Raw genomic sequence first — 24358 nt, forward strand, 5'->3', positions numbered from 1 at the left:
TTTGTCAACCATGCCAACGAAGAACCCTGCCACCGGTCCGGCTGATGAGGTGGTGGAGCAGCTCGACGCGCTGCTGTTCGCCTTTCGCGGCGAGATGCACCGCGCCATGCGCGAAGCCGACCTGCCGGTGAGCCCCATGGAAGTGCGCGTGCTGCTGCACGTCGCCCACCACCCCGGCTGCACCGCGGGCGACCTGGCGCGGCACAGCGGGCGCGACAAGGGGCAGCTCACGCGGCTGATCCAGCACCTGGAGGAAGAGGGTTTGTTGAGGCGCGAGGCGCACGCCGAGGACAGGCGCGCGCAGTGCCTGTTCGCCACCGAGGCGGGCGAGGCCTTGCACGCGCGCATGCGCGCCGAGCGGCGCGCGCTGGCCCGCGGCCTGCTGGACAGGCTGGACGCCCAGGAGCAAGCCCAGCTCGCCGGGCTGCTGGGCAAGCTCAGGGCCGGACGGGCGCCGTAGCGGTGGAAGCAACAGCGCCGGCCGGTTCAGGCCGGCGCTTGAATTACCAGTTCCACATCGACCCGTCGCGCAGCCGCGCCACGGGCAGGTAGGCGCGCTCGTAGGGGTATTGACAAGCCAGCGCCTCGTCGATGTCCACGCCCAGCCCCGGCACGTCGTCCATGACGAGGTAGCCGTCCTCGAAGCGGTAGCTGTGGGGGAACACCTCGTCGGTGAGCGCGTTGTGCGGCATCAGCTCCTGGATGCCGAAGTTGGGCGCCCACAGGCCGAAATTCACCGCCGCGGCCATGCACACGGGCGAGAGGTCCGTGGCGCCGTGGAAGCCCGTGCGCACCTGGTGCAGGGCCGCGAAGTCGGCGATGCGGCGCACGTGCGTGATGCCGCCGGCGTGGACGATGGTGGCGCGGATGTAGTCGACCAACTGCTGCTGGATGAGGTCCTTGCAGTCCCAGATCGAGTTGAACACCTCGCCCACGGCCAGCGGCGTGGTGGTGTGCTGGCGTATGAGGCGGAAGGCTTCCTGGTTCTCCGCGGGCGTGGCGTCTTCCAGCCAGAAGAGGCGGTAGGGCTCCAGGTCCTTGCCCAGGCGGCCGGCCTCCATGGGCGTGAGGCGGTGGTGCGCGTCGTGCAGCAGGTGCGGCTCGAACCCCACGGCCTCGCGCACCTTGCGGAACAGCTCCGGCGTGTGGCGCAGGTACAGCGCCGTGTCCCAGGCTTCCTCGATGGGCAGGCCCTTTTGCGCCGGCTCGTACTGCCCGGCGGCCTTGCCCACGCCGTAGACCTTCTCCAGCCCCGGCACGCCGGACTGCACGCGTATGGCCTTGTAGCCCTGCTCGATATGGCGCTGCACTTCCTCGACGGCCTCGGCGTGGTCGCGCCCGGTGGCGTGGCCGTAGACCATCAGCCCCTGGCGGCTCTTGCCGCCCAACATCCGGTACACGGGCATGCCGGCGAGCTTGCCCAGGATGTCCCACAGCGCCATGTCGATGGCGGCGATGGCCGTCATGGTCACCGGCCCCCGGCGCCAGTAGGCGCCGCGGTAGAGGTACTGCCAGATGTCCTCGATGTTGCGCGGGTCGCGGCCGACGAGGCAGGGGAAGACGTGGTCCTCCAGGTAGGACTTCACCGCCAGCTCGCGCCCGTTGAGCGTGGCGTCGCCCAGGCCGTACACGCCCTGGTCGGTTTCAATCTTCACCGTCACGAAGTTCCTGCCCGGGCAGGTGACGATGGTTTGCAGCCGTTCGATCTTCACTGCGGGCTCTCTCTTCTTTGGCGGGGTGGAGGGGGTCAGTCGGTGAAATGGCCGGGATCGCGCTCGCGCACGGCCTGCAGGTGGCTGCCGACGCGGTCGATGTGGCTGGCCACCGTGGCGCCCAAGCGCGCCACGTCGCGCGCGGCCAGTTGGGCGAGGATCAACTCGTGCTCGGCCAGCGCGACGCGGGCGTGGTCGGCCACGTGGTCCAGCAGCAGCCAGCGCACGCGGTCGAACTGCCGCTTCATGGGCTGCAACATGGCCCACACGTGCTGGCGGCCGGCGAATTCGAAGAGGCGCCGGTGCAGGCGCTCGTCCAGGCGGAAGAACTCGTCCACCTGCGCATCGGCCACGGCGCGGCGCTGCGCCTCGACGATGCCGGCCAGTTCATCGAGCTGCGCCGGCGTGATGGTGGTGGCCAGCTGCACGTGGTTGGCGCACTCCAGCGTGCAGCGGGCAAAGCGCGCCTCGTCCAGCAGCGACACGGGAATGGGCGCCACCACCGTGCCCACCTTGCGGTAGATGCGCACGAGCTGCTCGTCGGCCAGTTGCGCCAGCGCCTCGCGTACCGGCGTGCGGCTCACGGCCAGGGTGCCGGCGATGGTGGCTTCCGACAGCCCCGTGCGCGGCTGCAGCGTGCCGCGCACGATCGCCTCGCGCAGGTGCTGGTGCACCTGCTGCGTGTAGGAGCGCTGCGGGTCCAACTGGAAACCGCGCAGGGCCGCCAGCAGGATGTCGTCGGAATTCGCCAGGGGTCTGAGGATCGTGTTCACGGTTCTACCATGGTAGTTATTGCGGCTTGAGCCGTAAGCCTGGGGTTTGCACCTGGAAGAACCCGGAAGGCCGCTACATACACTGCCCAGTCGGTGCCATGCTGCCATGGTAGTTTTTGATCGCAACCCGGGTGAAAAACGTGAGCCTGTTGAGCCCTGAATCCCTGGCCGAGCTGCCTGCCACCGTGCAGCGGCCGGCGTATGAGCGCGGCGCCTTGCGCAGCGGCATCGTCCACCTGGGGCTGGGCGCTTTCCAGCGGGCGCACCAGGCGCTCTACACCGAGGCGGCGCTGGCCGATGGGGACCTGCGCTGGGGCACCGTGGGCGTGAGCCTGCGCGGGCCGGGCGTGCCGCGCACGCTGGCGGCGCAGGCGGGCCTGTACGCCGTCACCGAGCGCCATGCCGACACGGCGCACACCCGCGTGGTGGGCGGGCTGCGCGAGGCGCTCTTTGCGCCGGCCGCGCTGGAGCGCGTGCTGGGCGCGCTGGCCGACCCCGGCGTGGCCCTCGTCACCACCACCGTCACCGAGAAGGGCTACAGCCAGCACCCGGCCAGCGGCGAGCTGGATGTCGACGACCCCGACATCCGCCACGACCTGGCGCACCCCGACGCGCCGCGCAGCACCCTGGGCGTGCTGGCCGCGGGCCTGCGCCGCAGGCCGGCCGGTGCGCCCATCACCGTGGTGTGCTGCGACAACATGGCCGCCAACGGCCGCACGCTGCAGCGGCTGCTGGGCCAGTACGCGCAGCAGGTGGACGCCGGCCTGGCGCGGCGCATCGAGCACGACATCGCCTTCCCCAACACCATGGTGGACCGCATCGTCCCCGCCGCCACGCCGGCCTCGCTGGACTGGGCACAGGCCCGCCTGGGCGGCCTGCGCGACGAGGCGGCCATCGTCTGCGAGCCCTTCACGCAGTGGGTCATCGAAGACCGCTTCAGCAGCCCGCGGCCGGCCTGGGAAGCGGGCGGGGCGCTGTTCACGGCCGACGTGCGGCCCTACCAGGCCATGAAGCTGCGGCTGCTCAACGGCACCCACTCGGCCATTGCCTACCTGGGCCAGTTGCGCGGTTTGCAGACCGTGGCTGACGCCATGGCCGACCCGCTGTTGGGCGGCTTCGCCCGCGCGCTCATGACCCAGGATTTACTGGCCACCGTGGACGTGCCCGCCGGCTACGACGCGCGCGCCTATTGCCGCGAGCTGATCCACCGCTTCGAAAACCCGGCGCTGGGCCACCGCACGCAGCAGATCGCCATGGACGGCACGCAGAAAGTGCCCGTGCGCTGGCTGCCCGCGCTGCGCGAGAGCCTGGCGCGCGGCGTGGAGCGCCCGTTCCTGGAGCGGGCGCTGGCGGCCTGGCTGCACTACCTGGGCAGCGGGCGCGACGATGCCGGCGCGCCGCTCGCCCTCAGCGACCCCGGCGCGCAAGCGCTGGCGCAGCGGCTGCAGGCCGCCGGCAGCGCGCACGAGGCCGTGGCCGCGGCGCTGGAGGTGTCCGCCGTGTTCGGCCGCGAGCCCTGGGCCGAGGCTTTCATGCAGCGCTTGGCCGGCCATCTCGCCGTGCTGCGCCGCGGCGGCGCGCTGGCGCTGCTGGCGCCGGGCTCGCGGCACTGAGACCCGCCGCGAGGGCCCGCGCGCACGGGCAGGCGCCGCCGGGCGGCCACGGGCTTGCTCTCAAAACGCTGCCCGCCCTGGCCGACGTCGGTTCCAGCGCACCCTTCGGCACCTACGACTTCTGCCGCGAGCCAACTGCCAGCGCTGCCAGGGCACGTGCACGACGCCTGCCGCTCCATCGCCGGCGTCTTCTTCCGCAGCAAGTTCATGGAGGGGCCGGACGTGCTGACGGCCATCTTCGCGGACCAGTACACGCAGCCCTTCTCCGTGCACGAGACGGGCGAGCTCCCCGTGCTGCTGCGCAACGACCTGGACCACCAGGCCACGCTGTGGGGCAAGTTCGGCGTGTGGTCGCGCGGCCAGGTGCCCACCAGCATCCCGGAGCCGTCCACCTACGCGCTGATGCTGGCCGGCGTGCTCATGGTGGGCGTCGCTGCGCGCAGGCGCCGCACCTGACGCGCGCCGCCGACCCGCTACGCTGCCCGCATGAAGGACGACGCTTTTTTACCCCTGCGCCTGCACCCCGGCGACGACCTGCGCCGCGCGCTCGAAGCGGCGTTGGCCGGGCAGGGCTGCGAGGCCGGTTTCGTGGCCGCCGGCATGGGCAGCCTGGCGCAAGCCCAATTGCGCCTGGCCGGCGCCCCCGAGGCGCTGCGGCTGGACGGCCCGCTGGAAGTGCTCACCCTGGCGGGCAGCGTGGCCGTCAACGGCTCGCACCTGCACGCGAGCCTCTCCGACTCCCAGGGCCGCGTGTTGGGCGGCCACCTGGGCTACGGATGCCGCGTGCGCACCACCGCCGAAGTGCTGCTGGTGCTGCTGCCGCAGTGGCACTTCAGCCGCGAGGCCGACCCGGCCACGGGCTTTGACGAGCTCGTCCCGCGGCGGCGCGGCCAGCCGCCGGCCTGAGCCGGCCGCGCCACCCGCCCGCACGTCCGTCCGTCCGTCCACCCGTCCAAACGAAGCGGCACGCTGGCGCGGCAGCCCTCCGCATTTACCCGACTGTCTGATCTTGAAACCGGTTCCTAGAATGCATCCATGATGTGGATCAAGTGTCCACAATGTGGACATAGCAGCACCAGGAACCGACATGCCCAACCAGCACGACGCCGACCCCCGCATGCCTTACCAGTTGCCCATGCCGCGGGAGGCGCAGGCGGAGATCGTGATCCCGCACGCCATTCCCGAGGACGAGCGGCTGTGGGTGCCGCAGGCCGAGAACGTCTGGTTCCGGCCGCTGTGCCTGAACACGGCCCAGGGCTATTGGATGAACCTGCTGCGCGTGCGCAAGAGCGGCGTGCTCAGCCGCCACCGCCATCCGCAGCCCGTGCACGGCTTCGTGCTCAAGGGCCGCTGGCATTACCTGGAGCACGACTGGGAGGCCACCGAGGGCAGCTACGTGTTCGAGCCGCCGGGCGAGACGCACACCCTCGTGGTGCCGGAAGGGGTGGAGGAAATGATCACCTTCTTCCAGGTCAACGGCGTGATGGTCTACACGGACCCCTGGGGCGCCGTCACGGGCTACGAGGACGTCTTCACCAAGATCGACCTGTGCCGCAAGCACTACCGCGAGGCAGGCCTGGGCGAGAGCTTCGTGGACCAGTTCATCCGGTGAGCACCATGCCGCGCTACGACTTTGCCGGCCGCGTGTCGGTGGTGACGGGCGGGGCCAGCGGCATAGGCGCCGCCATCGCCGAGCGGCTGCGCGCGGACGGCGCCACCGTGGTGGTCTGGGACCTGCCGCAGGCCGTCCGGGACTTGCCGCCCGCCCTGGCCTGCGCCGTGGACGTCACCGACCGCGCCAGCCTCGCCGCCGCCACCCAGGCCACGCTGGCGCGCCACGGGCGCATGGACCACCTCGTGCACAGCGCCGGCTACGCCGGGCCCACCGTGCCGCTGGACGACTACGACCCCGCCGAGTGGCAGCGCATCGTGGACGTCAACCTCGTGGGCAGCTTCAACGTCTGCCGCGCCGTCGTCCCCGCCATGCGCCGTGCCGACGCCGGCCGCATCGTGGCCATCGCGTCGCTCGCCGGCAAGGAGGGCACGCCCAACGCCACGGCCTACAGCGCGGCCAAGGCCGGCGTGATCGCGCTGGTGAAGGCGCTGGGCAAGGAGCTGGCCGCCACGGGGGTGCGCGTCAACGCCATCGCCCCGGCCGCGGTGCGCACCGCGCTGCTGGCGCAGATGGCGCCGGCCCACGTGCAGACCATGGTCGACAAGAGCCCCATGGGCCGCTTGGGCGAGCCGCAGGAGGTGGCCGAGCTGGCCGCCTGGCTGTGCAGCGACGCCTGCAGCTTTTCCACCGGCGCGGTGTTCGACCTGTCGGGCGGCCGCGCCACCTACTGAACCCGTCGAAAAAAACCCACGCTGCACCGCAGCGGACCACCTTCCTCGTTGCCACGAGAACCCAAGGAGACAACCCCATGAACGCATCCCGCCGCCGCCTGCTGGCCGCCGCGCCCCTGTTCGCCCTGGCCGCCACGGCGCTGGCCACCGGCCCCGCGCTGGCGCAGGGCTATCCCACTCACCCCATTGAGCTGGTCGTGCCTTTCCAGCCCGGCGGCGGCACGGACGCGCTGGCCCGCGCCTTTGCCGATGCCGCGCGCAAGCACCTGCCGCAGAGCATGGTGGTCGTGAACCGCCCCGGCGCCAGCGGCGCCATCGGCTGGAGCGAAGTCATCAACGCCAAGCCGGACGGCTACAAGCTCGCCGTGGTCACGGTCGAGCTGGTCACGCTGCCGCACCTGGGCCTGGCCAAGTTCAGCCACGACGACCTGCAGCCCATCGCACGCCTGAACGCCGACCAGTCCGCCATCACCGTGCGCGCCGACGCGCCCTGGAACACGGTGGAGGAGTTCCTGGCCGCCGCCAAGAAGGACCCCGAGCGCATGCGCATGGGCAACGCGGGCAACGGCTCCATCTGGCACTTGGCCGCCGCGGCGCTGGAGGACAAGACGGGCGTGAAGTTCAGCCACATCCCCTTCCAGGGCGCGGGCCCGGCGGTGCAGGCGCTCATGGGCGGGCACATCGAGGCCGTGGCCGTGAGCCCGGCCGAGGTGACCACCTTCGTGCAGGGCGGCAAGCTCAAGACGCTGGCCGTGATGGCCGAGCAGCGGGTGAAGGGCTTCGAGAAGGTGCCCACGCTCAAGGAGCGCGGCATCGACCTCGTGATCGGCACCTGGCGCGGCATCGCCGCGCCCAAGAACACGCCGCCGGACGTGCTGGCCACGCTGCGCAGCGCCACCGCCAAGATCGCCCAGGAGCCGCAACTGCGCGAGGCCATGGACAAGCTCTACCTGGGCTACGACTACGCCGACGGCCAGGCTTTCAAGGCCTCCATGGAGCGCGACAACGGCTACTTCAAGACGCTGATGTCCAAGCTCAACCTGAAGAACTGATTTCTGACCTGTGGCCGCGCCTTGGCGCCCGCGGGGGTGCAGGGCGCGGCGGAGCACGCCATGACTTTCAAGAACGATCTCTTCGCTGGCCGCACCGCGCTCGTGACCGGCGGCACGCAGGGCATAGGCGCGGGCATCGCCCGCCGGCTGGCCGCGTTGGGTGCGCGCGTGGTGGCCGTTGGCCGCGATGCCGGCGAGCCGCTGGGCGACATCGAAGTCAGCCTGGGCGACGTGAGCAGCGCGGCCGAGGTGGAGCGCCTCTTCGACGGCCTGGACACGCTGGACCTGGTGGTGAACTGCGCCGGCATCATCCGCCGCGGCGCCGAACACGACCCGGACGTCTTCGAGCAGGTGCTGGCCGTCAACCTCACCGGCACCATGCGCGTGTGCGCCGCGGCGCGCCCACTCCTGGCCGGGCGCGACGGCTGCATCGTCAACATGGCGTCCATGCTCAGCTTCTTCGGCGGCTCGCTGGTGCCGGGCTACGCCGCCAGCAAGGGAGGCGTCGCGCAGCTCACCAAGTCGCTGGCCATCGCGTATGCGGACGACGGCATACGCGTCAACGCCGTGGCGCCGGGCTGGATCGCCACGCCGCTGACGCAGGCGCTGCAGGACGACCCCGAGCGCAGCGGCCCCATCCTGGCGCGCACGCCGCTCAAGCGCTGGGGCCGGCCGCAGGACGTGGCCGAGGCCGTCGCCTTCCTGTGCTCGCCCGCCGCCGCCTTCATGACCGGCGTGATCCTGCCGGTGGACGGCGGCTACATGGTGGCCTGAGGGCGGCCGGCATGGCGTCGGCCCTGGATGAGCGCACGACAATCCCGGGTGCCCTTGTGTCCCTGAGCCTCACCATGCCCACCTCCCGCGCCGCCGCCGCGGGCCTGCCACCGCCGGTGGCCGGCGCCGCAGCCTTTTCGAAATTCATGCACGTGCTGCAACTGGCGGCGGACGCGTCCGGCCCGGTGACGGTGGCCATGCTGGCGCGCGAAAGCGGCTACCCGCGCCCAACGGTGCACCGCATCGTGCAGGCGCTGCTGGCCGAGGGGCTGCTCGTGGACAAGCCCGCCGCCGGCACGCTGGCGCTGGGCCCGCGGCTGATCCAGCTGGCCAGCCGCAGCTGGGGCCGCTCTGAGCTGCGCCTGGCGGCCGTGGAGGAACTGAAACGCCTGCGCGACCTGACCGGCGAGACCGTGCACCTGGCCGTGCCCAACGGCGCGAGCATGGTCTACATCGAGAAGCTGGAGAGCCCAAGCGCCGTGCGCATGGCCTCGCGCATAGGCACCAGCGTGTGCCTGCACGCCACCGCCGTCGGCAAGGCGTATCTCTCCATGCTGGACGAGGCGACGCGCGAGGCGCTGGTGTCCACGCTGGAGCTCACGCGCTACACGCCCAACACGCTGGCCGACCGCGACGCGCTGCGGGCGCAGCTCGCGTTGGTGCGCGAGCGCGGCTGGTCGGTGGACGACGAGGAGAACGAGGCCGGCATCCAGTGCTTCGGCGCAGCCATCTTCGGCCAGCAGGGCGCGCCGGTGGCGGCCATCAGCGTGACCACGCTGCGCTTCCGGCAAAAGGCCGACGTGGTGTCGGCCTACGTCGAGCCGCTGCTGGCGGCCTGCCGCGCCATCTCCGAGCGCATGGCGGCCACGCCCTCGCTGTCGGCGGCGGACGTGCTGTAGTGCCAAGCCCTGCAATAGGAATTATGTGAAGCGACATTGCTGCGCCGAGAGCGCAGCGACCCAACCCGAGGCGACCCGCCATGGACACCGACCCGATTCAATCCGCCGCGCTCATAGGCCTGGACTGGGGCACGACCTCGCTGCGCGCCTACCTGTTCGACGGCGACGGCCGCGTGCTGGCGTCGCGCACGTCCTCCATGGGCGTGATGCGGCTGCCGCGGCCGGCCGACCTGGGCGGCTGCGACGACGCGTTTGAAAAGCTGTGCGGCGACTGGCTGGAGGCGCGCGCGCTGCCCGTCATCGCCGCCGGCATGGTGGGCAGCGTGCAGGGCTGGAAAGAGGCGCCCTACGTGCGCACGCCGGCCGATCTCGCGCCGCTGGCGCGCGGCCTGGTCCCTGTGCGCAGCGGGCGCGGTGTGGACGTCCACATCGTCCCGGGCCTGCTGCAGGACGGCGCGCTGCCCAACGTGATGCGCGGCGAGGAAACGCAGGTGCTGGGCGCGCTGGTGTCCGACGACGCCTTGCGCCGCAGCCCCCGCGCGCTGCTGGGCTTGCCCGGCACGCATTCCAAGTGGGTGTTCGTGGAAGGCGGCCAGGTGACGCGCTTTTTCACCTTCATGACGGGCGAGGTGTTCGGGGTGCTGCGCGAGCACACCATCCTGGGCCGGGGCATGCAGCCGGCCGACGAGCCGCACGACGCCGCCTTCCTGCGCGGCGTGGACACGGCCCGCCACCACGGCCAGGCCGGCGTGCTGGCCACCATCTTCAGCACGCGCACGCTGGGCCTGACGGGCCAGTTGCCCGCGCGCGAGCAGGCCGACTACCTCTCCGGCCTGCTCATAGGCCACGAGCTGGCCGGCCTGTCGGCCGTTTTGTCCGCCGAAGGTTTCACGTGGCCGGACTGGACGCTGGGCCTCATCGGCGACGTTTCACTTTGCCGCCGCTACCGGATGGCGCTGGCGCACGCCCAGGGGCTGGACGTGCCGATGCTGGCGCAGACGACCGAGCACGGCCTGTTCCACATCGCCCGGGAAGCCGGGCTGCTGGGGGCGGCGGGCGCCCTCTCCTGAAAATTTCCAAGGACTGCGCCATGAGCGACTTTTCTTCCCTGCCGCCGCATGCCGGCTACGCCCGCGCCTTCGGCGCCTGCCCGCTGATCGCCATCTTGCGCGGCGTGCGGCCTGACGAGGCCGTGGGCCATGCGCTGGCCCTGTACGAGGCCGGCTTTCGCGTGATCGAGGTGCCGCTGAACTCGCCGCAGCCGCTGCGCAGCATCGAAGCCATGCGCCAGGCGCTGCCGGCGGACGCCGTCATAGGCGCCGGCACCGTGCTTCGGCTGGCGGACGTGGCGGCGGTGCAGGCGGCCGGTGGCGAGCTGATCGTGACGCCGCATTTGGATGTGGAGATCGTTGCGGCGGCCAAGGCGAAGGGTTTGGCGGCGGTGCCGGGCGTCGCGACGCCATCGGAGGCGTTTCAGGCGCTGAAGGCTGGGGCTGACGGTCTGAAACTGTTTCCGTTTGAGCAGTTGGGGGTGAAGGTGCTCAAGGCTTGGCGGGCGGTGATGGATGACGGGATTGCGCTGGTGCCGGTGGGCGGTGTGGGGGCAACAGACGTCGGGCCGTTGATGGCGGCCGGGGCCAGCGGATTCGGCCTTGGGTCGGCGCTTTACAGGGCGGGGCAGGAGGTCAGCGCGACGCGGGCCAATGCGCTGCTATTTGTGGCGGCGTTGGGTGAGGTGCGGTCACGTCAGGGATGAGCTGCCGGCGGCCCGCCTGAATCACCGCATCAATGGCCGCGCTCACACGATGCCCAGGAACACCGCCAGCGCCCGGCCCACGGCGCCCATGACTTCATCGCTGGCTGTACCGAAGACTGGGCCGACCTTGTCGCGCTTGACCGTCACGGCCTTGTCGGCCATGACCTGGGAAGGTTTGGACAGCCCATTGCGCGCGTCGGGCTCAACCGTGATGCGCATGAATGGCGCATCGACCAAGGTGCTGGTGACAGGGAGCACTGTCACCGTGGCCAGGGCCTCGAACTGGTCTGCCTGTACCACCAGGGCTGGGCGCGGTTTCTCAAAGTCACCTTGCATGGCGATGGTGACAAAGTCGCCGCGCTTCACGCGTGCCAACCCTCCAGATCGTCCAGAGCGGCATCCAGTACCTCGAACACTTCGGGATCAGCCGCGTCAGCCTGGGCCACGAGCAGGCATTGCCGCCGGCACTCCTGCGTGAATTGCTGCGCCCGGGTGTCAGGCACCCAGAGCTGCACCGGACGCATGCCCGCCTGGCGCAGTCCTTCGCGGTGCTTCCTGACGCGTTGGCTGGTGGGGGTAGCCATGGCGAACTCCTTGGGCGCGTTTCATGTAACGGGCTCAAAAGTCTGCCTTGAATGCTTCCGCCCCTTAAGGAGAGTTCGATTGCGCAGGTGCCGGTGGGGGGCGTGGGGGCAAAAGACGCAGGGCCAGTGGGTTCGGTCTTGGGTCGGCGCTTTACAAGGCTGGGCAGAAGGTCGGTGTGACGCGGGCCAATGCGCTGATGTTTGTGGTGGGGCTGGGTAAGGTGCGGCCACGGCAGGGATGAACTGTCGGCTGCGTGTGTATAGCGGGAAGTGCTGTTGGGTTGGTCTGCGACTGCTTTTTGCGACATGCATCATGCTGGTGAAGAACGCCTGCTGTAGGCATGTATCATGTTGGTGTTTTCCGTCGTTTTCGACGGAAGTTGCCGATAAGGTCATTGCATGCTGCTTGAATACGGACTGAAGAACTTCTTTTCATTTAAAGAAGGGGTAAGTATATCTTTTCGATTGGACTCAAATTGTCCTAAATCTATTTCTCATGGGAAAAAATATAGCCCTGCAATATGTATGAAAGGGGCAAATGGATCTGGCAAGACGCACCTTCTGAAAGGTCTTGCATTTGTTGCTGATTTCGCTGCCAAATCTTTTTCTTCTGCCCCTGAGGAAGGCTTGGCTTTTGATAATTTTTTCAATAGTCAAGAGCCTAGCGAATTTTTTGTTGAGTTCGAAGTGAATGGTGTCGAGTACTTGTATGAGCTGTCGGCTATGCCAAGTGGGGTTGAAAGGGAGGCAATATATAAGACTCAAAAAAGAAAAACAAAGATCATTGAAAGATTGAAAAATGAGATTGTTTTTGTGGCTAAATCTTTGGCCAATTTTAAGGTAATGAAGCTGAGAAGTAATGCTTCTTTAATTTCTACCGCTCATCAATATGATCTGTCTGAGCTTAGAGATGTTCATCTTTTCTTTTCTGGTGTGATATCAAACTTAACGTTTGGCGGAACGAGGGAGGAGGGGTTTGACATAAAAAAGATTTCTAAATTTCTGAGCTCTAATAAAGAATATCTGGAATTTACGGAAAATTTTATTGCTGGATGCGATGTTGGTATAAAGAAAATAAGAATTGTGGAGGTTGATGATGAGGCTGCAAAGGGACATTATCCGGTTTTCCTTCATGAGGTCAATGGGGAATATAAGCCTGTTACTCCAATAACGGAGTCTAGTGGAACTAGGCAGCTATTTAAAAGTCTGACAGTATATAAAGCTGCTCTAGAGGCTGGCGGGGTTTTGGTTTTGGATGAGTTTGATATGTATCTTCATCCTCATATATTGCCGAAGCTGCTAGAGTTTTTCGTGGATGAGGAGAAAAACAAGAATAATGCTCAAATTATTTTTTCTACCCACAATTCGGAAATAATGGACTTTATGGGTAGGTATAGAACCTATCTTGTAAATAAAAGGGAAAATGAAAGCTTTGCATATAGGCTGGATGAGATTCCTGGCGATGTTCTGAGGAACGATCGATCCATTGTTTCGCCTTATAATGAAGGTAAGGTTGGAGGGGTTCCTCGTTTATGAAAAAGGGTTTTGGGAACTCCAAGAAAAAAGAATTTATATCGAACGTCGTAACAGCGAGCCTTAACGTTGAGTCGTGTGATATAAGACGTCGATGTAAGTTCAATTTTTCTTACTTTGATGTGCAATCTGCAGGTCAGAATTTCTGTGACTGGGATCATCAGCGGCTGATATGCCTTTTAGAGAAACTGAGGGACTACGGAAAGGAGACTTTGATCCACTGGATGAATACCCCAATTGGGAAAATTGGCAATGTTTTGTCTATATATGGAGCGTTTCCGCAAAACTCTGAATTTACACACCCAAGACATGTGCCGCATCAAGCGCAATGGGGTAGATTTAGGCTGGATAGGGCTTCTCGATTAGTGGGATTTGTTGTCCCAAAGGAGTATGAATTAAGGGAGAAAACAAGCGAAGGTTTTTATTTTGACTGCAATACCTTCTATGTCGTGTTTCTGGATGGAACTCATAGTTTTTATAAAACAAAAAAGTAAATTTTAATCTCCTTCTGATCCTAAAAGCTCAGTCCTTTCTGTTTTAAAAGAAGCTGTTGTGCTGCAAGGCTTGATAAGGTTGGCAGTGCCTTGGCACACGTAGTTGCTCCTGAGTGCGCGCCGCTGCCGCACCATGCGTGGACGGCGGCGCAGCGTGGCTAGAAGCAAGTCATGTTTTCGCCAGCGACCAGACGGTTTGCAGGGAGCCGCCCCTTTTTTTATCTTGAGGCGGCGGCCCAGATTTACGCTGGCCGCCGCTGAAACTATCAGCGTTGCATGTTCAAGGCGGAACAAATCAAAACACGCGCCCCACTCAATCATCAATTTTGAGAAATAAATCCCTATCCGGCGCGAAATACAAATAAAGCGGCAATAACGCCGCCCCCACCGCCCGCGCATCCGCCCCAATCGTCCCGGCCGCCAATTGCGGCCGTGCCACGCCTTCCCAGTCGTAGAGCGCTAGGGACTGTTCCACCTCCCTTACCAGCGCCTGCAGCAGCTCGCGGCTGAAGGCGCCGTCGATCACCACGCCTTCCAGGTCCAGCAGGCAGGCCGCCGTGTTGGCGGACATGGCGATGGCCCGCCCCGCTTCCTGCAACCAAATCTCGGTGTGCTCGCGCCAGGGCGCCTGCAGCGCCTGGCCCTGCGCCAGCGCGTCGGACGCCAGGCCCGCCTGGTGCCAGCGCTGCTCCAGGCCCAGGAGGGACGCCACGCTCAGCAACTGCGCCGGCGCCGCGCCGCCCTGGCCCGGCGCCAGGCCCAGCGGCAGCGAGCCCACCGCGCCCGCATTGCCGTGCAGGCCGGCGCGCAGGCGGCTGTCCACCACCAAGCCGCCGCCTATGAGCGTGTCCACGAAGAGATAGAGAAAGCTGTGCAGGCTGCGGCCGCGCCCGGCGACGAGCTCGGCCACGCAGGCGGCGGCCGTGTCCTTGAGCGGCTGCACGGGCAGCCCCGTGCGGCGCGCCAGCTCCTCGTGCAGCGTGACGCCGCTCCAGCGCGCCGCCTGCGCCGGGTCCACGCCTAGCAGCGACGCCCAACCGCCCATGGACTGCGGGGCGGCCAGGCCGATGGCGATGACGCGCTCGCTGCCTTCCGGCCCCAGTCCCGCGCGCAAGGTCGCCAGCCGCTGCTCGATCTCGGCCAGCACCGCCTGCGGGTCCGGGAAGTCGTATTCCAGGCTCCAGCGCTCGCGCACCGTGCCCAGGAAGTCCACCAGCACCGTGTCCAACTGGCGGCGGCCCACGTGCACGCCCACGGCAAAGGCGCCGTCGGGGCGCAGGCCCAGCGGCACCGAGGGCTGGCCCACCTTGCCGCGCACCGGGGCGCCCTTCACCAGCAGACCTTCTTCCAGCAGCCGCTTGCTGATCTGCGACACCGTCTGCGCCGTCAGCCCCGTGAGTCGCGCCAGCTCCGCCCCCGGCAGCGCGCCGTTCAGGCGGATGGCGTGCAGCACCACACGCTCGTTGTACTGGCGCAAGCCCCCTTGGCTGGAGCCGCGCGGCTTCAGGCGCGGTGCGGCGGCAGCCGCATCGTCGGCGGCGGCGTGGTCAAGCAGGTCTTCGGTCACGGTCTCTCTCCCTCGGGGGTGTGGCGGCGTTCAGTGGGCCAGGCACTCGGCCGGAATCTGCTCCGGCCGCATGGCGCCGGTCATCACCGCCACGGTGTCGCTCATGCTGATTTTCTTAGGGTCCAGCACCGCCGCGCGGCGGCCCAGGCGGGCGACGTGGATGCGGTCGGCAATCTCGAACACGTGCGGCATGTTGTGGCTGATCAGCACCACGGGCAGGCCGCGGTCGCGCACGCGCCGGATCAGCTCCAGCACCATGTTGCCCTCCTTCACGCCCAGGGCCGCCGTGGGCTCGTCCATGATCACCACGTGCCGCGCAAAGGCCGCTGCCCGCGCCACCGCCACGCACTGGCGCTGGCCGCCCGACAACGTGGAGACGGGCTGCGTCATGGAGCGGATGCCGACCTTGAGGTCGTTGAGCCGCTCGATGCTCTGCTCCAGCATGGTCTTCTTGTCCAGCATGCGCAGCACCTTGCCGCGCCAGTCCGGCAGCCGCAGCTCGCGGCCCAGGAACAAGTTCTCCGCAATCGTCATGGCCGGGGCCACGGCCAGGTCCTGGTAGACGGTCTCGATGCCGGCGCGGCGGGCATCAATCGGGCTGCCGAAGCGCACGGGCTGGCCGTCGAGCAGGATCTCGCCCTCGTCGGGAATCGAGGCGCCCGACAGGCATTTGATGAGCGACGACTTGCCGGCGCCGTTGTCGCCGATCACGGCCAGGATCTCGCCGGCACGCAATTCGAAGTCCGCGCCGTCCAGGGCCGTGACCTGGCCGTAACGCTTGATCAGGCCGCGGGCCTGCATCACCAGGGGCGCCGAGGCGGCGCGGGCAGCGGTGGCCGGGGCGGGACGGGTCAGCGTTTCGGTGTTCATCAGCGCGCTCCCTTGTGCGAAAGCTGGTCGGCCGCGACGGCCAGGATGACGAGAATGCCGGTGACCAGCACCTGGTAGATCGACGAGACGCCCATGAGCGTCAGCCCGTTGCGGAACACGCCCACGATCAGCGCGCCCACCAGCGTGCCCAGCACCGCGCCGCGGCCGCCGAACAGGCTCGTGCCGCCCAGCACCACGGCCGTGATGGCGTCCAGGTTCTCGGTCTGGCCCGCGTTGGGGTCGCCCACGCCGGTGCGGCCCACGGAGAGCAGCGAGGCCAGGCCGTAGAACAGGCCGGCGAGCACGTACACGCCCAGCAGCACGCGCTGCGTCGGGATGCCCGTCAGGCGCGTCGCCTCGGGGTTGTTGCCCACGGCATAGACGTGGCGGCCGCGCGCCGTCTCCTTCAGCGCGAACGAGGTAATGCCGTAGAGCGCCAGCATCAGCAGCACGCCCCAGGCGATGGAGGTGCTGCCAATCGTGAAAGTCTCGCCCAGGGAAATCAGCGATGACGGCAGCTCCGTGATGGTCTGCGACTGCGAGTAGAGCTGCGTCACCGCGAAGGCGATGTTCATGGTGCCCAGCGTCACGATGAAGGGCGGCAACTTCACCTTGGTCACCAGCAGCCCGTTGAGCAGGCCGAAGGCCATGGTGACGGCCAGCCCGCAGGCGATGGCCGCGGCGGGCGGCAGGCCCATCTCGGTGGCGAGCTTGCTCATCACGATGCCGCCCAGCGCCATCACCATGCCGCAGCTCAGGTCGATGCCGGCGGTGAGGATGATCAGCGTCTGGCCGATGGCGATCACGGCCACCACCATCACCTGCTGCAGGATGAGCGTGAGGTTGGGCGCGGTGAGAAAGCGGTCGCTTTGCACCGCGAAGAAGGCGCAGGCGGCCAGCAGCGCCAGCAGCGGGCCCAGGGCGGCCAGCGGCGGCAGGTGGCTCACTGCATTCTTGACGGCGGGTGTGGTGTTCAAGGCCATGCTCATTTCTTACCCCAGCAAAGTTCAGTGCCCTTGGCGACGTCGAGACTGGCGACGCCTTCCACCGGGCGGGCGGTGACGAGGTTCACGCCGGTGTCCATGAATCCGGAAAGCTTTTGGCCCGTGCGCGCGTACTCCACGCCGGCCTGCACGCCGAGTGCGGCCATGCGCAGCGGGTACTGCTGCGAGGTGGCGGCGATAGCGCCGGCGCCCACGTCGCGCACGCCCTGGCAGCCGCCGTCCACCGAGACGATGGTCACGCCCTTCTCCTTGCCCGCCGCGCGCAGCGCGCGCCAGGCACCGGCCGCGGCCGGCTCGTTGATGGCGTAGACGAGGTTGATGTCCGGGTTCTTCTGAAGGCAGTTCTCCATCACGGTCTGCCCCTTGGCCTGGTCGCCATAGCTGTCGGCCATGCAGGCCACTTCGGCGGGTTGCGCCAGCAACTTGCTGCCGGCCTCCAGGCTCTTCAGGCCGAAGCCCTTCAAAAAGCCGTTGTGCCGCTGCGCGCCCACGGGGTGGCCGGGAAAGAGGTCCAGCGTGGCGATCACCGGCTTCTTGCCGCCCAGGGCCGAGCGGGCGTACTGGCCGATGAGCACGCCGGCCTGGTAGTTGTCGGTGGCCAGCAGCGCATCGGTGGCGTCCTGCGGGTCGGTGGGGCTGTCCAGCGCGATCACCTGCACGCCCTTGGCCCGCACGCGGCGCAGCGTGGGCACGATGGCCTTGGCGTCGTTGGGCGTGATCAGGATGGTCTTCGCGCCTGCGGCCACCATGTTTTCCATGGCCGCCACCTGGCCCAGGTTGTCGCCGTCGCTGCGGCCGGAAGCCGTCAGCAGCACGGCGCCCTGCGCCTGGGCCGCCGCGGCGGCGCCCTCCTTCATCTTCACGAAGAAGGGATTGGTTTCGGTCTTGGTGATCAGGCCGACCACCGGCCGCTCATCCTTGGGCGCCGCGGCGGCCGTGAGCGCCACGGCGCCCAAGGCCGCGAGGGCTGTTCGCTTCAGCATGCATGTCTCCTTGTCGAACTCCCGCGGTAGCGCCGCTGTTGCGTCCGGGGTGAGACAAGTCTCGGCCACGGGTTTAAATAAATCAAGCTGAATGATTAATGGAAAACCCGCTGTCGGAAGCGGCGGGCGTGCCTCAGCATGGCGGCCATGAAGAGGCGCTTTCAGACGGCGCCGTGACTCTGGAGAGAAGCGATGTTCATGGTGTGTGGCGAGGCCTTGATGGACGTGTTCGGCGCGGGCGACAGCGCCGACGGCGTGGCGCTGGATGCGCGCGTGGGCGGCTCGCCCTTCAACGTGGCGCGGGGCCTGTCGCGGCTGGGCTGCGAGACGGGTTTCCTGAGCGCCGTGTCCACGGACTTCCTGGGCGAGCGCCTGATGCGTGCGCTGCGCGAGGAAGGCGTGGACACGGGCTGCGTGGCGCGCCTGCCTGCGCCCACGACGCTGAGCCTGGTGGGCGTGGACGAGCACGGTGTGCCGGCCTATGCCTTCCATGGCGAGGGCTGCGCCGACCGCTCCTTGCTGCCGCAGCACCTGCGGGAGCTGCCGGCCGCGGTGCGCGCGCTGCACTTCGGCTCCTACGCCATGGTGGTGGAGCCCACGGCGGGCACGCTGCGCGCGCTGGCCGCGGCCGAGAAGGGGCGGCGGCTGATCGCCTACGACCCCAACGTGCGGCTGAACGTGGAGCCCGCGCTGGAGCGCTGGCACGCCACGGTGCAGGCCATGGTGGCCAGCGCCGACCTGGTCAAGGTCAGCGAGGAGGATTTGGCGCTGCTCTACTCCGGCCGCACGGCCGAGGCGGTGGCGCGGGACTGGCTATCCGCCGGCTGCACGCTGGTGGTGGTGACGCGCGGCGCCGACGGGGCGCTGGCCTGGCGGCGCGGCGAGCGGCTGCAGGTGACTGCGCCCGCCACGGCGGTGGTGGACACGGTGGGCGCGGGCGACACCTTCCAGGCCGCGCTGCTGTGCGCCCTGGGCGAGGCGCAGGCCCTGGACGCCGCCGCGCTGTTGGCCTTACCCGCCGTGCGGCTGGAGCAGGCGCTGCGCTTTGCCGCGCGGGCGGCGGCGCTGACTTGTTCACGCCGCGGGGCGGACATGCCGCGGGCGGCGGAGCTGCGGTGAGGGCCATGAGGGGTTGCGCTCAAGGGCGCTGGCCAGACTGCTGAAACAACATACGCGGTTCGATGGGGCGACTCATTTGGGCAGCGCCCTCCGCTTTTCCACGCTGCGATTCCCTGACTTCACCTGAAAAAGGTGCGGCCGCAGAGGGATGGTTTTGTGGTTTGAGCAACCGGTATGTTGTCAAAAAGGGCGGTCCTACAAGCCGAACCGCGGCCCTGCTGCGGGCCAAGATGGCGCGGGCCGATTCGCCCTGACCGGCCTACTCCAACGCCACCCAGTGCCCAACGGCCGGCTTGCCCTCGCCGATGTGCAGCTCGCGCAGTTGCGCCTGCACCTGCGCGTCCGCCTTGGATACGCGCCGGTGCTGGCGCAGGTGCTCGCCCCAGGACTCGACCAGGAACCACTCCACCACCCGCTGCGCGTCCGCCGTGTGCTCGAACACGCCCCAGGAGAAGGCGCCGTCGCGCCGCCGCTCCTCGCCCAGGCGGCGCAGCAGCTCCAGGAAGGCCGGCCGGTCCTCCACGCGCACGCGGTACTCCACCTGCACCATCACCGGCCCGCGCTCCGGCGCGTGCTCCTGCGAGCCCGCGGCCTGCGGCCAGTGCTCGGCGGGCTGCAGGTCGGCGTCGCCCGCCGGCAGTTTCAGCCGCCACATCACGAGCGCCGCCACCAGCCCACCCGCGGCCGCGATCAGCAGTGCCGCCGGCACGCCCAGCGCCTGCGCAGTTAAACCCCAGCCGAGGCTGCCGGCGGCGCTGGCGCCGCTGAACACCATCAGGTAGACGGCCAGCCCGCGCCCGCGCACCCAGTTGGGCAGGATGGCCTGCACGGTGCCGTTGAGCGTGGTCAGCGCCACGATCCAGCCCGCGCCCAGCAGCAGCATCAGCACCAGGGCCGGCACGCGCCCCGGCCCGGCCGTCAGCGCCGCCATGACGCCGCTCACCACCAGCGCCGAGCCCAGCAGCAGCGCGTCGGCACTCAGCCTGGCGCGCAGCTTGGGCAGCAGCACCGCGCCGGCAATGGCGCCGGCACCCACGGCGCCCAGCAGCAGCCCGTAGAAACCGGCATCGCCGCCCAGGAGGCGCCGCGCCACCAGCGGCAGCAGGCCCCACAGCGCGCTGCCGAAGGCGAAGAACACGGCCGCGCGCAGCAGCACTCGGTGCAGCGCGCGGCTGGCGCGCGTGTAGCGCAGGCCCGCGCGGAAGGCGCCAAAGAAGCGCTCGGACAAGGCATCCGGCGCCTGCGCCGGCCGGCGCCACCACCACAGCGCCGCGATCACCGCCAGGTAGCTGGCCGCGTCCACCGCGTAGGCCGTGGCCGCGCCGAAGGCCGCTACCAGCACGCCGCCCAACGCCGGGCCGATGGCGCGCGAGATGTTGATGCCCAGCGAGTTCAGCGCCGTGGCGCCGCGCACCTGGTCGCGCGAGACCAGCTCGGGGACGATGGCCTGCCAGGCCGGCCCCATCAGCGCCGCGCCCACGCCGCTGGCGAAGGTCAGGCCGATGAGCGTGGCCACCGTCAGCCCGCCGCCGGCGGCCAGCAGCATCAGCGTCGTGCTCACCGCCATCAGCAACACCTGCACGACGATGAGAAAGCGGCGCCGGTCCAGGATGTCCGACAGCACCCCCGCCGGCAGCGCCAGCAGCAGGGCCGGCAGCGTGGCGGCGCTTTGCACCAGGGCCACGGCCGTGGGGCTGGCCGACAGGTCAGTCACTACCCAGGCGCTGGCCACGTCGCGCATGAAGCTGCCCGTGTTGCCCAGCACCATGGCGAACCACAGCACCGCGAACACCGGCTGGCGCAGCGGGGCGAAGGCGCCTGATGAGGCCGCCGGCGCGGCGGCGGCGCTGGGTTGTCCCGCCGCGCTCATGGCGCCACCCTTTCGCCCGCCACGGCCTGCACGCCGGACAAGCGGGCCGCGGCGCGGCTTTCCCAGTCCTGCAGCGCCACCAGCAAAAAGCCGCCGACCAGGCCCAGGTGCTCGAAGAAGGCGTTCTCCACCATGAAGCGCTCCGGCGGCGCCAGCAGCCAGAAGCGGTTGGCCAGGAAGGTGGCGGCCAGCGTGAAGGCCGCCAGCAGCAAGGCACCCAACCAGCGCCCGCGCCCGCTGAGGATCAGCAGCGACGCGCCCAGCTCCAGCACGATGACGGCCACGGCCACGGCCACGGCCATGGGCGCCGCGGGCCAGAGGCCGAAGTGCCGCATCTCCGCCACCGCGCCGGGAAAGTCCAGCGCCTTGTTCAGCCCGCCTTGCAGGTAGGCCGCGCACAGGCCCAGCAGCGCCAGGCCGTGCAGCATGCGCAGGGCAGGCGCCGGCACGTGGATCACCTTGACCAGGGCCGCCATGTCACACCGCCCAACAGGCGCAGCCCAGCACGCCCCAGAAGTCCTTGAAGTCCTGGCCCTGCGCTACCGGCACGCTGCTGCCCCAGGCCTTGGCGTGCGCGTGGCCGTGCACGCCGCAGGCACGCGCGCAGCCGCAGCCCGGCGCCGCTTGGCTGCGCAGGGCGGCCTGCATGGGCGCGCCCTGCTCGCCCCAGGCCGCGTAGCCGCCGTAGCGGCGCACGGGCGACCAGTCCGGCAGGGCCGGCGGCGGGGGCGCATCCAGCTCGGCGAAGTCGCCCGCCGCATAGACCACCTTGCCGCCCACCACGGTGAGCAGCGAGGTGGTGTCGGCGATGTCGCTTTCGGGGCACGAGAGGAAGTCCCGGTCCGGCACGGTGAGGTCGGCCAGCCAGCCCGGCTGCACGCGGCCTTTTTTTCCCTCCTCGTTGGAGAACCAGGTGACGTTCTCGGTCCACATGCGCAGCGCCGTCTCGCGGTCCAGGCAGTCGCGCTGGGCGTAGAGCTGCAGCCCGCCCACGGTCTTGCCCGTGACCAGCCAGGCGAGCGACACCCAGGGGTTGTAGGAGGCCACGCGCGTGGCGTCGGTGCCTGCCGACACCTTCACGCCCGACTCCAGCAGCCGCCGCACCGGCGGTGTGCGCCCGGCCGCTTCCAGCCCGTAGCGCTCCACGAAATACTCGCCCTGGTAGGCCATGCGGTGCTGCACGGCCACGCCGCCGCCCAGGGCGGCGATGCGCTCCATGGAAGCGTCGGAGATGGTCTCGGCGTGGTCGAAGAACCAGTTCAGCCCCTGCAGCGGGATGTCGCGGTTGACGCGCTCGAACACGTCCAGCGCGCGGCGGATGGTCTCGTCGTAGGTGGCGTGCAGCCGCCAGGGCCAGCGGTTCTCGGCCAGGATGCGCACCACGCCCTCCAGCTCGTCCTCCATGGCCGCGGGCAGCTCGGGGCGGGGCTCGCGGAAATCCTCGAAGTCGGCGGCCGAGAACACCAGCATCTCGCCCGCGCCGTTGTGGCGGAAGTAGTCGTCGCCCTGCTTGTAGCGGGAGCTGGCCGTCCAGCGCAGGAAGTCGTCCTTCTCCTGCTTGGGCTTTTGCGTGAACAGGTTGTAGGCCAGGCGCACGGTGAGCTGGCCGGCCTCGGCCAGTTGCTGGATGACCTGGTAGTCCTCGGGATAGTTCTGGAAACCGCCGCCGGCGTCTATGGCGCCGGTGACGCCCAAGCGGTTGAGCTCGCGCATGAAGTGGCGCGTGGAGTTCAGTTGCATCTCCGGCGGCAGCTTGGGTCCGCGGGCCAGCGTGGCGTAGAGGATGGCGGCGTTGGGCTTGGCCAGCAGCATGCCCGTGGGGTTGCCCTGGGCGTCGCGCTCGATGACGCCGCCCGGGGGCTCCGGCGTGTCGCGCGTGTAGCCCACGGCGCGCAGCGCCGCGCCGTTGAGCAGCGCGCGGTCGTACAGGTGCAGCAGGAACACGGGCGTGTCCGGCGCGATGGCGTTGATCTCGGCCAGCGTGGGCAGGCGCTTCTCGGCGAACTGGTGCTCGGTGAAGCCGCCCACCACGCGCACCCATTGCGGCGCGGGCGTGATGTCCACCTGGCGCTTGAGCATGCTCATGGCATCGGCCAGCGAGCGCACGCCGTCCCAGCGCAGCTCCAGGTTGAAGTTGAGGCCGCCGCGTATAAGGTGCAGGTGGTTGTCCATGAGGCCGGGCAGCACGCGGCGACCACGCAGGTCGATGCGCCGGGTGCGCAGCCCGGCCAGGGCCATCACCTCGGCGTCGTCGCCCACGGCCACGAAGCGGCCGTCCTGGATGGCCACGGCCTGGGCCATGGGCTGCTCGCGGTTGAGCGTGGCGAAGCGCCCACTGTGGAGGATGAGGTCGGGTGCGGTATCAACCATGCTGGGGTCCCGTGGTGGTCGCTTGGGCCGTGCCCTGGGCGCTGTCGGACGCGCACTTGGGCAGCTCGCCGAACATGTGGGGTTTGACTTGCTGGTGCAGCCAGGAGGTGGCGCGGGCCTCCGCCTTGAAGGCCTGTTTCACCAGCGGCGGGATCTGCTCGCCCACCAGGATGCCCAGCAGGCCCACCAGCGCGATCACCGGCGGGGCGGGCGAGCGCACGTTGAACAGCGCGTAGATCACGCCCACGAGAAGGCCGAGCGCGGCCGAGACGATGTAGGGTTTCACGGCAGACTCCGCGACGGCACTGGAGGGGCCGCGCGGTGCTTGCCCTCACCGGAGGGCGCAGGCACCGGCGGCCGGCGGCAAGGTGAAAGCGTCAGCCCTCGTGCGCGCCGAACATGGTCTTGGCGTAGTTGATGCCCAGGCCGTAGGCGCCGCCGAACTGCTTGGCGATGCCGGTGGTCATGTCGTAGGTCTCGCCGCGGGCCCAGTCGCGCTGCAGCTCCAGCAGGTATTGCAGCGAGGTCATGGGCCGCGCGCCGGCCTGCACCATGCGCTCCATGGCGCGCTGGTGCGCCTCGGCGGAGACGTCGCCGCAGGCGTCGGCGATCACGTAGACCTCGAAGCCCTGCTCCAGCGCCGACAGCGTCGGCCCAACGATGCACACCGAGGTCCACAGGCCGGAGAACACCAGCCGCGTCTTGCCGATGGCGTTGATGACGTCGATGACCTTGGCGTCCTCCCAGGTGTTCATGGAGGTGCGGTCCAGCATCTCCTGGCCGGGGAAGGCGCTGGTGATCTCCTCGAACATCGGCCCGGAGAAGCTCTTCTCGGCCACCGTGGTCAGGATGGTGGGCACCTTGAAGCCGGCCGCGGCGCGCGCCACCAGCGCGGCGTTGTTGCGCAGCGTGACCGCGTCTATGGAGTGCGTGGCGAAGGACATCTGCGACTGGAAGTCGATCATCACCAGCGCGTGGTCGGTGGGCGTGAGCAGTTGGCGGCCGGGCGTGGGTTGGGCGTTGAGCGGCATGGCGAATC

General features: G+C 68.6%; 26 protein-coding genes. 13 read left to right on the forward strand and 13 right to left on the reverse strand.

What is annotated here, in order from left to right:
- The first annotated feature begins 10 nt into the window (after positions 1-10).
- Entirely contained in the window at positions 11-460 is a 450-nt protein-coding gene (locus tag SM757_RS04860; RefSeq protein WP_322464581.1) for a MarR family winged helix-turn-helix transcriptional regulator, read from the forward strand.
- 43 nt (positions 461-503) lie between these two features.
- Here SM757_RS04860 and manD read toward each other — a convergent pair whose 3' ends face one another.
- Both manD and SM757_RS04870 read right to left on the reverse strand, forming a co-directional pair.
- Entirely contained in the window at positions 504-1712 is a 1209-nt protein-coding gene (gene manD / locus SM757_RS04865; protein ID WP_322464582.1) for a D-mannonate dehydratase ManD, read from the reverse strand.
- A 35-nt stretch (positions 1713-1747) separates the two neighbouring features.
- Positions 1748-2476, reverse strand: coding sequence for a GntR family transcriptional regulator (locus SM757_RS04870; protein ID WP_322464632.1), 729 nt, complete (start codon positions 2474-2476; stop codon positions 1748-1750).
- A gap of 149 nt (positions 2477-2625) precedes the next feature.
- Between SM757_RS04870 and SM757_RS04875 the strand changes: the two genes are divergently transcribed.
- The 10 genes from SM757_RS04875 (at position 2626) to SM757_RS04920 (ending at position 10925) form a co-directional block, all read left to right on the forward strand.
- Complete coding sequence (locus SM757_RS04875; protein WP_322464583.1) at positions 2626-4098, forward strand: mannitol dehydrogenase family protein; 1473 nt, start codon at positions 2626-2628, stop codon at positions 4096-4098.
- Between the two features lie 156 nt (positions 4099-4254).
- Positions 4255-4554 (forward strand): PEP-CTERM sorting domain-containing protein, encoded by a 300-nt coding sequence (locus tag SM757_RS04880; protein WP_322464584.1) that lies wholly within the window; start codon positions 4255-4257, stop codon positions 4552-4554.
- Positions 4555-4584: 30 nt separating this feature from the next.
- Complete coding sequence (locus SM757_RS04885; RefSeq protein WP_322464585.1) at positions 4585-5004, forward strand: PPC domain-containing DNA-binding protein; 420 nt, start codon at positions 4585-4587, stop codon at positions 5002-5004.
- Positions 5005-5185: 181 nt separating this feature from the next.
- Positions 5186-5710, forward strand: a complete 525-nt coding sequence (locus SM757_RS04890) for a 2,4'-dihydroxyacetophenone dioxygenase family protein (protein WP_322464586.1) — start codon at positions 5186-5188, stop codon at positions 5708-5710.
- Positions 5711-5715: 5 nt separating this feature from the next.
- Positions 5716-6444 (forward strand): SDR family NAD(P)-dependent oxidoreductase, encoded by a 729-nt coding sequence (locus tag SM757_RS04895; RefSeq protein WP_322464633.1) that lies wholly within the window; start codon positions 5716-5718, stop codon positions 6442-6444.
- A 77-nt stretch (positions 6445-6521) separates the two neighbouring features.
- Complete coding sequence (locus tag SM757_RS04900) at positions 6522-7496, forward strand: tripartite tricarboxylate transporter substrate binding protein (RefSeq protein WP_322464587.1); 975 nt, start codon at positions 6522-6524, stop codon at positions 7494-7496.
- A gap of 60 nt (positions 7497-7556) precedes the next feature.
- Positions 7557-8270 (forward strand): SDR family NAD(P)-dependent oxidoreductase, encoded by a 714-nt coding sequence (locus tag SM757_RS04905; protein ID WP_322464588.1) that lies wholly within the window; start codon positions 7557-7559, stop codon positions 8268-8270.
- 74 nt (positions 8271-8344) lie between these two features.
- On the forward strand, positions 8345-9169 hold the full coding sequence (locus SM757_RS04910; protein WP_322464589.1) for an IclR family transcriptional regulator: 825 nt from the start codon (positions 8345-8347) through the stop codon (positions 9167-9169).
- A gap of 80 nt (positions 9170-9249) precedes the next feature.
- Positions 9250-10239, forward strand: coding sequence for a 2-dehydro-3-deoxygalactonokinase (locus tag SM757_RS04915; RefSeq protein ID WP_322464590.1), 990 nt, complete (start codon positions 9250-9252; stop codon positions 10237-10239).
- A gap of 20 nt (positions 10240-10259) precedes the next feature.
- The gene (locus SM757_RS04920; protein ID WP_322464591.1) at positions 10260-10925 is read left to right on the forward strand and encodes a 2-dehydro-3-deoxy-6-phosphogalactonate aldolase; all 666 of its coding nucleotides are present in this window, start codon (positions 10260-10262) and stop codon (positions 10923-10925) included.
- A gap of 42 nt (positions 10926-10967) precedes the next feature.
- Here SM757_RS04920 and SM757_RS04925 read toward each other — a convergent pair whose 3' ends face one another.
- Both SM757_RS04925 and SM757_RS04930 read right to left on the reverse strand, forming a co-directional pair.
- Positions 10968-11291, reverse strand: coding sequence for a type II toxin-antitoxin system PemK/MazF family toxin (locus SM757_RS04925; RefSeq protein ID WP_322464592.1), 324 nt, complete (start codon positions 11289-11291; stop codon positions 10968-10970).
- Positions 11288-11509 (reverse strand): antitoxin MazE family protein, encoded by a 222-nt coding sequence (locus SM757_RS04930; protein ID WP_322464593.1) that lies wholly within the window; start codon positions 11507-11509, stop codon positions 11288-11290. The genes SM757_RS04925 and SM757_RS04930 overlap by 4 nt, the downstream gene beginning before the upstream one ends.
- A gap of 399 nt (positions 11510-11908) precedes the next feature.
- On the opposite strand from SM757_RS04930, the gene SM757_RS04935 reads away from it, so the two are divergent.
- Entirely contained in the window at positions 11909-13045 is a 1137-nt protein-coding gene (locus tag SM757_RS04935; RefSeq protein WP_322464594.1) for an AAA family ATPase, read from the forward strand.
- A gap of 804 nt (positions 13046-13849) precedes the next feature.
- Here SM757_RS04935 and SM757_RS04940 read toward each other — a convergent pair.
- The 4 genes from SM757_RS04940 to SM757_RS04955 are packed head-to-tail and all read right to left on the reverse strand — an operon-like array spanning position 13850 to position 17960.
- A complete protein-coding gene (locus tag SM757_RS04940; RefSeq protein ID WP_322464595.1) occupies positions 13850-15103 on the reverse strand; it encodes an ROK family transcriptional regulator in 1254 nt (417 codons plus the stop codon).
- 30 nt (positions 15104-15133) lie between these two features.
- Positions 15134-15973: an ATP-binding cassette domain-containing protein gene (locus SM757_RS04945; RefSeq protein ID WP_407655740.1), complete on the reverse strand. Its 840-nt coding sequence runs from the start codon at positions 15971-15973 to the stop codon at positions 15134-15136.
- Positions 15973-16950, reverse strand: a complete 978-nt coding sequence (locus SM757_RS04950; protein WP_322464596.1) for an ABC transporter permease — start codon at positions 16948-16950, stop codon at positions 15973-15975. The genes SM757_RS04945 and SM757_RS04950 overlap by 1 nt, the downstream gene beginning before the upstream one ends.
- 8 nt (positions 16951-16958) lie before the next feature.
- Positions 16959-17960, reverse strand: a complete 1002-nt coding sequence (locus SM757_RS04955; protein WP_322464597.1) for a sugar ABC transporter substrate-binding protein — start codon at positions 17958-17960, stop codon at positions 16959-16961.
- 192 nt (positions 17961-18152) lie between these two features.
- On the opposite strand from SM757_RS04955, the gene SM757_RS04960 reads away from it, so the two are divergent.
- A complete protein-coding gene (locus tag SM757_RS04960; RefSeq protein ID WP_322464598.1) occupies positions 18153-19079 on the forward strand; it encodes a carbohydrate kinase family protein in 927 nt (308 codons plus the stop codon).
- 259 nt (positions 19080-19338) lie between these two features.
- Here the strand turns inward: SM757_RS04960 and SM757_RS04965 are convergent, their stop codons facing one another.
- The 5 genes from SM757_RS04965 to SM757_RS04985 form a co-directional block, all read right to left on the reverse strand.
- A complete protein-coding gene (locus SM757_RS04965) occupies positions 19339-20949 on the reverse strand; it encodes an MFS transporter (RefSeq protein ID WP_322464599.1) in 1611 nt (536 codons plus the stop codon).
- Positions 20946-21425 carry a DoxX family membrane protein gene (locus tag SM757_RS04970; protein ID WP_322464600.1) on the reverse strand — a complete coding sequence of 160 codons (480 nt, stop codon included), beginning with the start codon at positions 21423-21425 and terminating at the stop codon, positions 20946-20948. The genes SM757_RS04965 and SM757_RS04970 overlap by 4 nt, the downstream gene beginning before the upstream one ends.
- Position 21426: 1 nt before the next feature.
- Complete coding sequence (locus SM757_RS04975) at positions 21427-23319, reverse strand: amidohydrolase (RefSeq protein WP_322464601.1); 1893 nt, start codon at positions 23317-23319, stop codon at positions 21427-21429.
- On the reverse strand, positions 23312-23605 hold the full coding sequence (locus tag SM757_RS04980) for a XapX domain-containing protein (RefSeq protein WP_322464602.1): 294 nt from the start codon (positions 23603-23605) through the stop codon (positions 23312-23314). The genes SM757_RS04975 and SM757_RS04980 overlap by 8 nt, the downstream gene beginning before the upstream one ends.
- A 91-nt stretch (positions 23606-23696) precedes the next feature.
- Complete coding sequence (locus SM757_RS04985; RefSeq protein WP_322464603.1) at positions 23697-24350, reverse strand: hydrolase; 654 nt, start codon at positions 24348-24350, stop codon at positions 23697-23699.
- Between the last annotated feature and the right edge of the window lie 8 nt (positions 24351-24358).

Source organism: Azohydromonas lata, assembly GCF_034427735.1.
Taxonomy (GTDB): Bacteria; Pseudomonadota; Gammaproteobacteria; order Burkholderiales; family Burkholderiaceae_C; genus Azohydromonas; species Azohydromonas lata.

Excerpts from the sequence above, each read along its gene's own strand:
- SM757_RS04860 (WP_322464581.1), top strand. The coding sequence starts at position 11 with ATGCCAACGAAGAACCCTGCCACCGGTCCGGCTGATGAGGTGGTGGAG.
- SM757_RS04885 (WP_322464585.1), top strand. The coding sequence starts at position 4,585 with ATGAAGGACGACGCTTTTTTACCCCTGCGCCTGCACCCCGGCGACGAC.
- SM757_RS04890 (WP_322464586.1), top strand. The coding sequence starts at position 5,186 with ATGCCCAACCAGCACGACGCCGACCCCCGCATGCCTTACCAGTTGCCC.
- SM757_RS04895 (WP_322464633.1), top strand. The coding sequence starts at position 5,716 with ATGCCGCGCTACGACTTTGCCGGCCGCGTGTCGGTGGTGACGGGCGGG.
- SM757_RS04900 (WP_322464587.1), top strand. The coding sequence starts at position 6,522 with ATGAACGCATCCCGCCGCCGCCTGCTGGCCGCCGCGCCCCTGTTCGCC.
- SM757_RS04905 (WP_322464588.1), top strand. The coding sequence starts at position 7,557 with ATGACTTTCAAGAACGATCTCTTCGCTGGCCGCACCGCGCTCGTGACC.
- SM757_RS04910 (WP_322464589.1), top strand. The coding sequence starts at position 8,345 with ATGCCCACCTCCCGCGCCGCCGCCGCGGGCCTGCCACCGCCGGTGGCC.
- SM757_RS04915 (WP_322464590.1), top strand. The coding sequence starts at position 9,250 with ATGGACACCGACCCGATTCAATCCGCCGCGCTCATAGGCCTGGACTGG.
- SM757_RS04920 (WP_322464591.1), top strand. The coding sequence starts at position 10,260 with ATGAGCGACTTTTCTTCCCTGCCGCCGCATGCCGGCTACGCCCGCGCC.
- SM757_RS04930 (WP_322464593.1), bottom strand. The coding sequence starts at position 11,509 with ATGGCTACCCCCACCAGCCAACGCGTCAGGAAGCACCGCGAAGGACTG.
- SM757_RS04935 (WP_322464594.1), top strand. The coding sequence starts at position 11,909 with ATGCTGCTTGAATACGGACTGAAGAACTTCTTTTCATTTAAAGAAGGG.
- SM757_RS04945 (WP_407655740.1), bottom strand. The coding sequence starts at position 15,973 with ATGAACACCGAAACGCTGACCCGTCCCGCCCCGGCCACCGCTGCCCGC.
- SM757_RS04955 (WP_322464597.1), bottom strand. The coding sequence starts at position 17,960 with ATGCTGAAGCGAACAGCCCTCGCGGCCTTGGGCGCCGTGGCGCTCACG.
- SM757_RS04960 (WP_322464598.1), top strand. The coding sequence starts at position 18,153 with ATGTTCATGGTGTGTGGCGAGGCCTTGATGGACGTGTTCGGCGCGGGC.
- SM757_RS04965 (WP_322464599.1), bottom strand. The coding sequence starts at position 20,949 with ATGAGCGCGGCGGGACAACCCAGCGCCGCCGCCGCGCCGGCGGCCTCA.
- SM757_RS04970 (WP_322464600.1), bottom strand. The coding sequence starts at position 21,425 with ATGGCGGCCCTGGTCAAGGTGATCCACGTGCCGGCGCCTGCCCTGCGC.
- SM757_RS04975 (WP_322464601.1), bottom strand. The coding sequence starts at position 23,319 with ATGGTTGATACCGCACCCGACCTCATCCTCCACAGTGGGCGCTTCGCC.
- SM757_RS04985 (WP_322464603.1), bottom strand. The coding sequence starts at position 24,350 with ATGCCGCTCAACGCCCAACCCACGCCCGGCCGCCAACTGCTCACGCCC.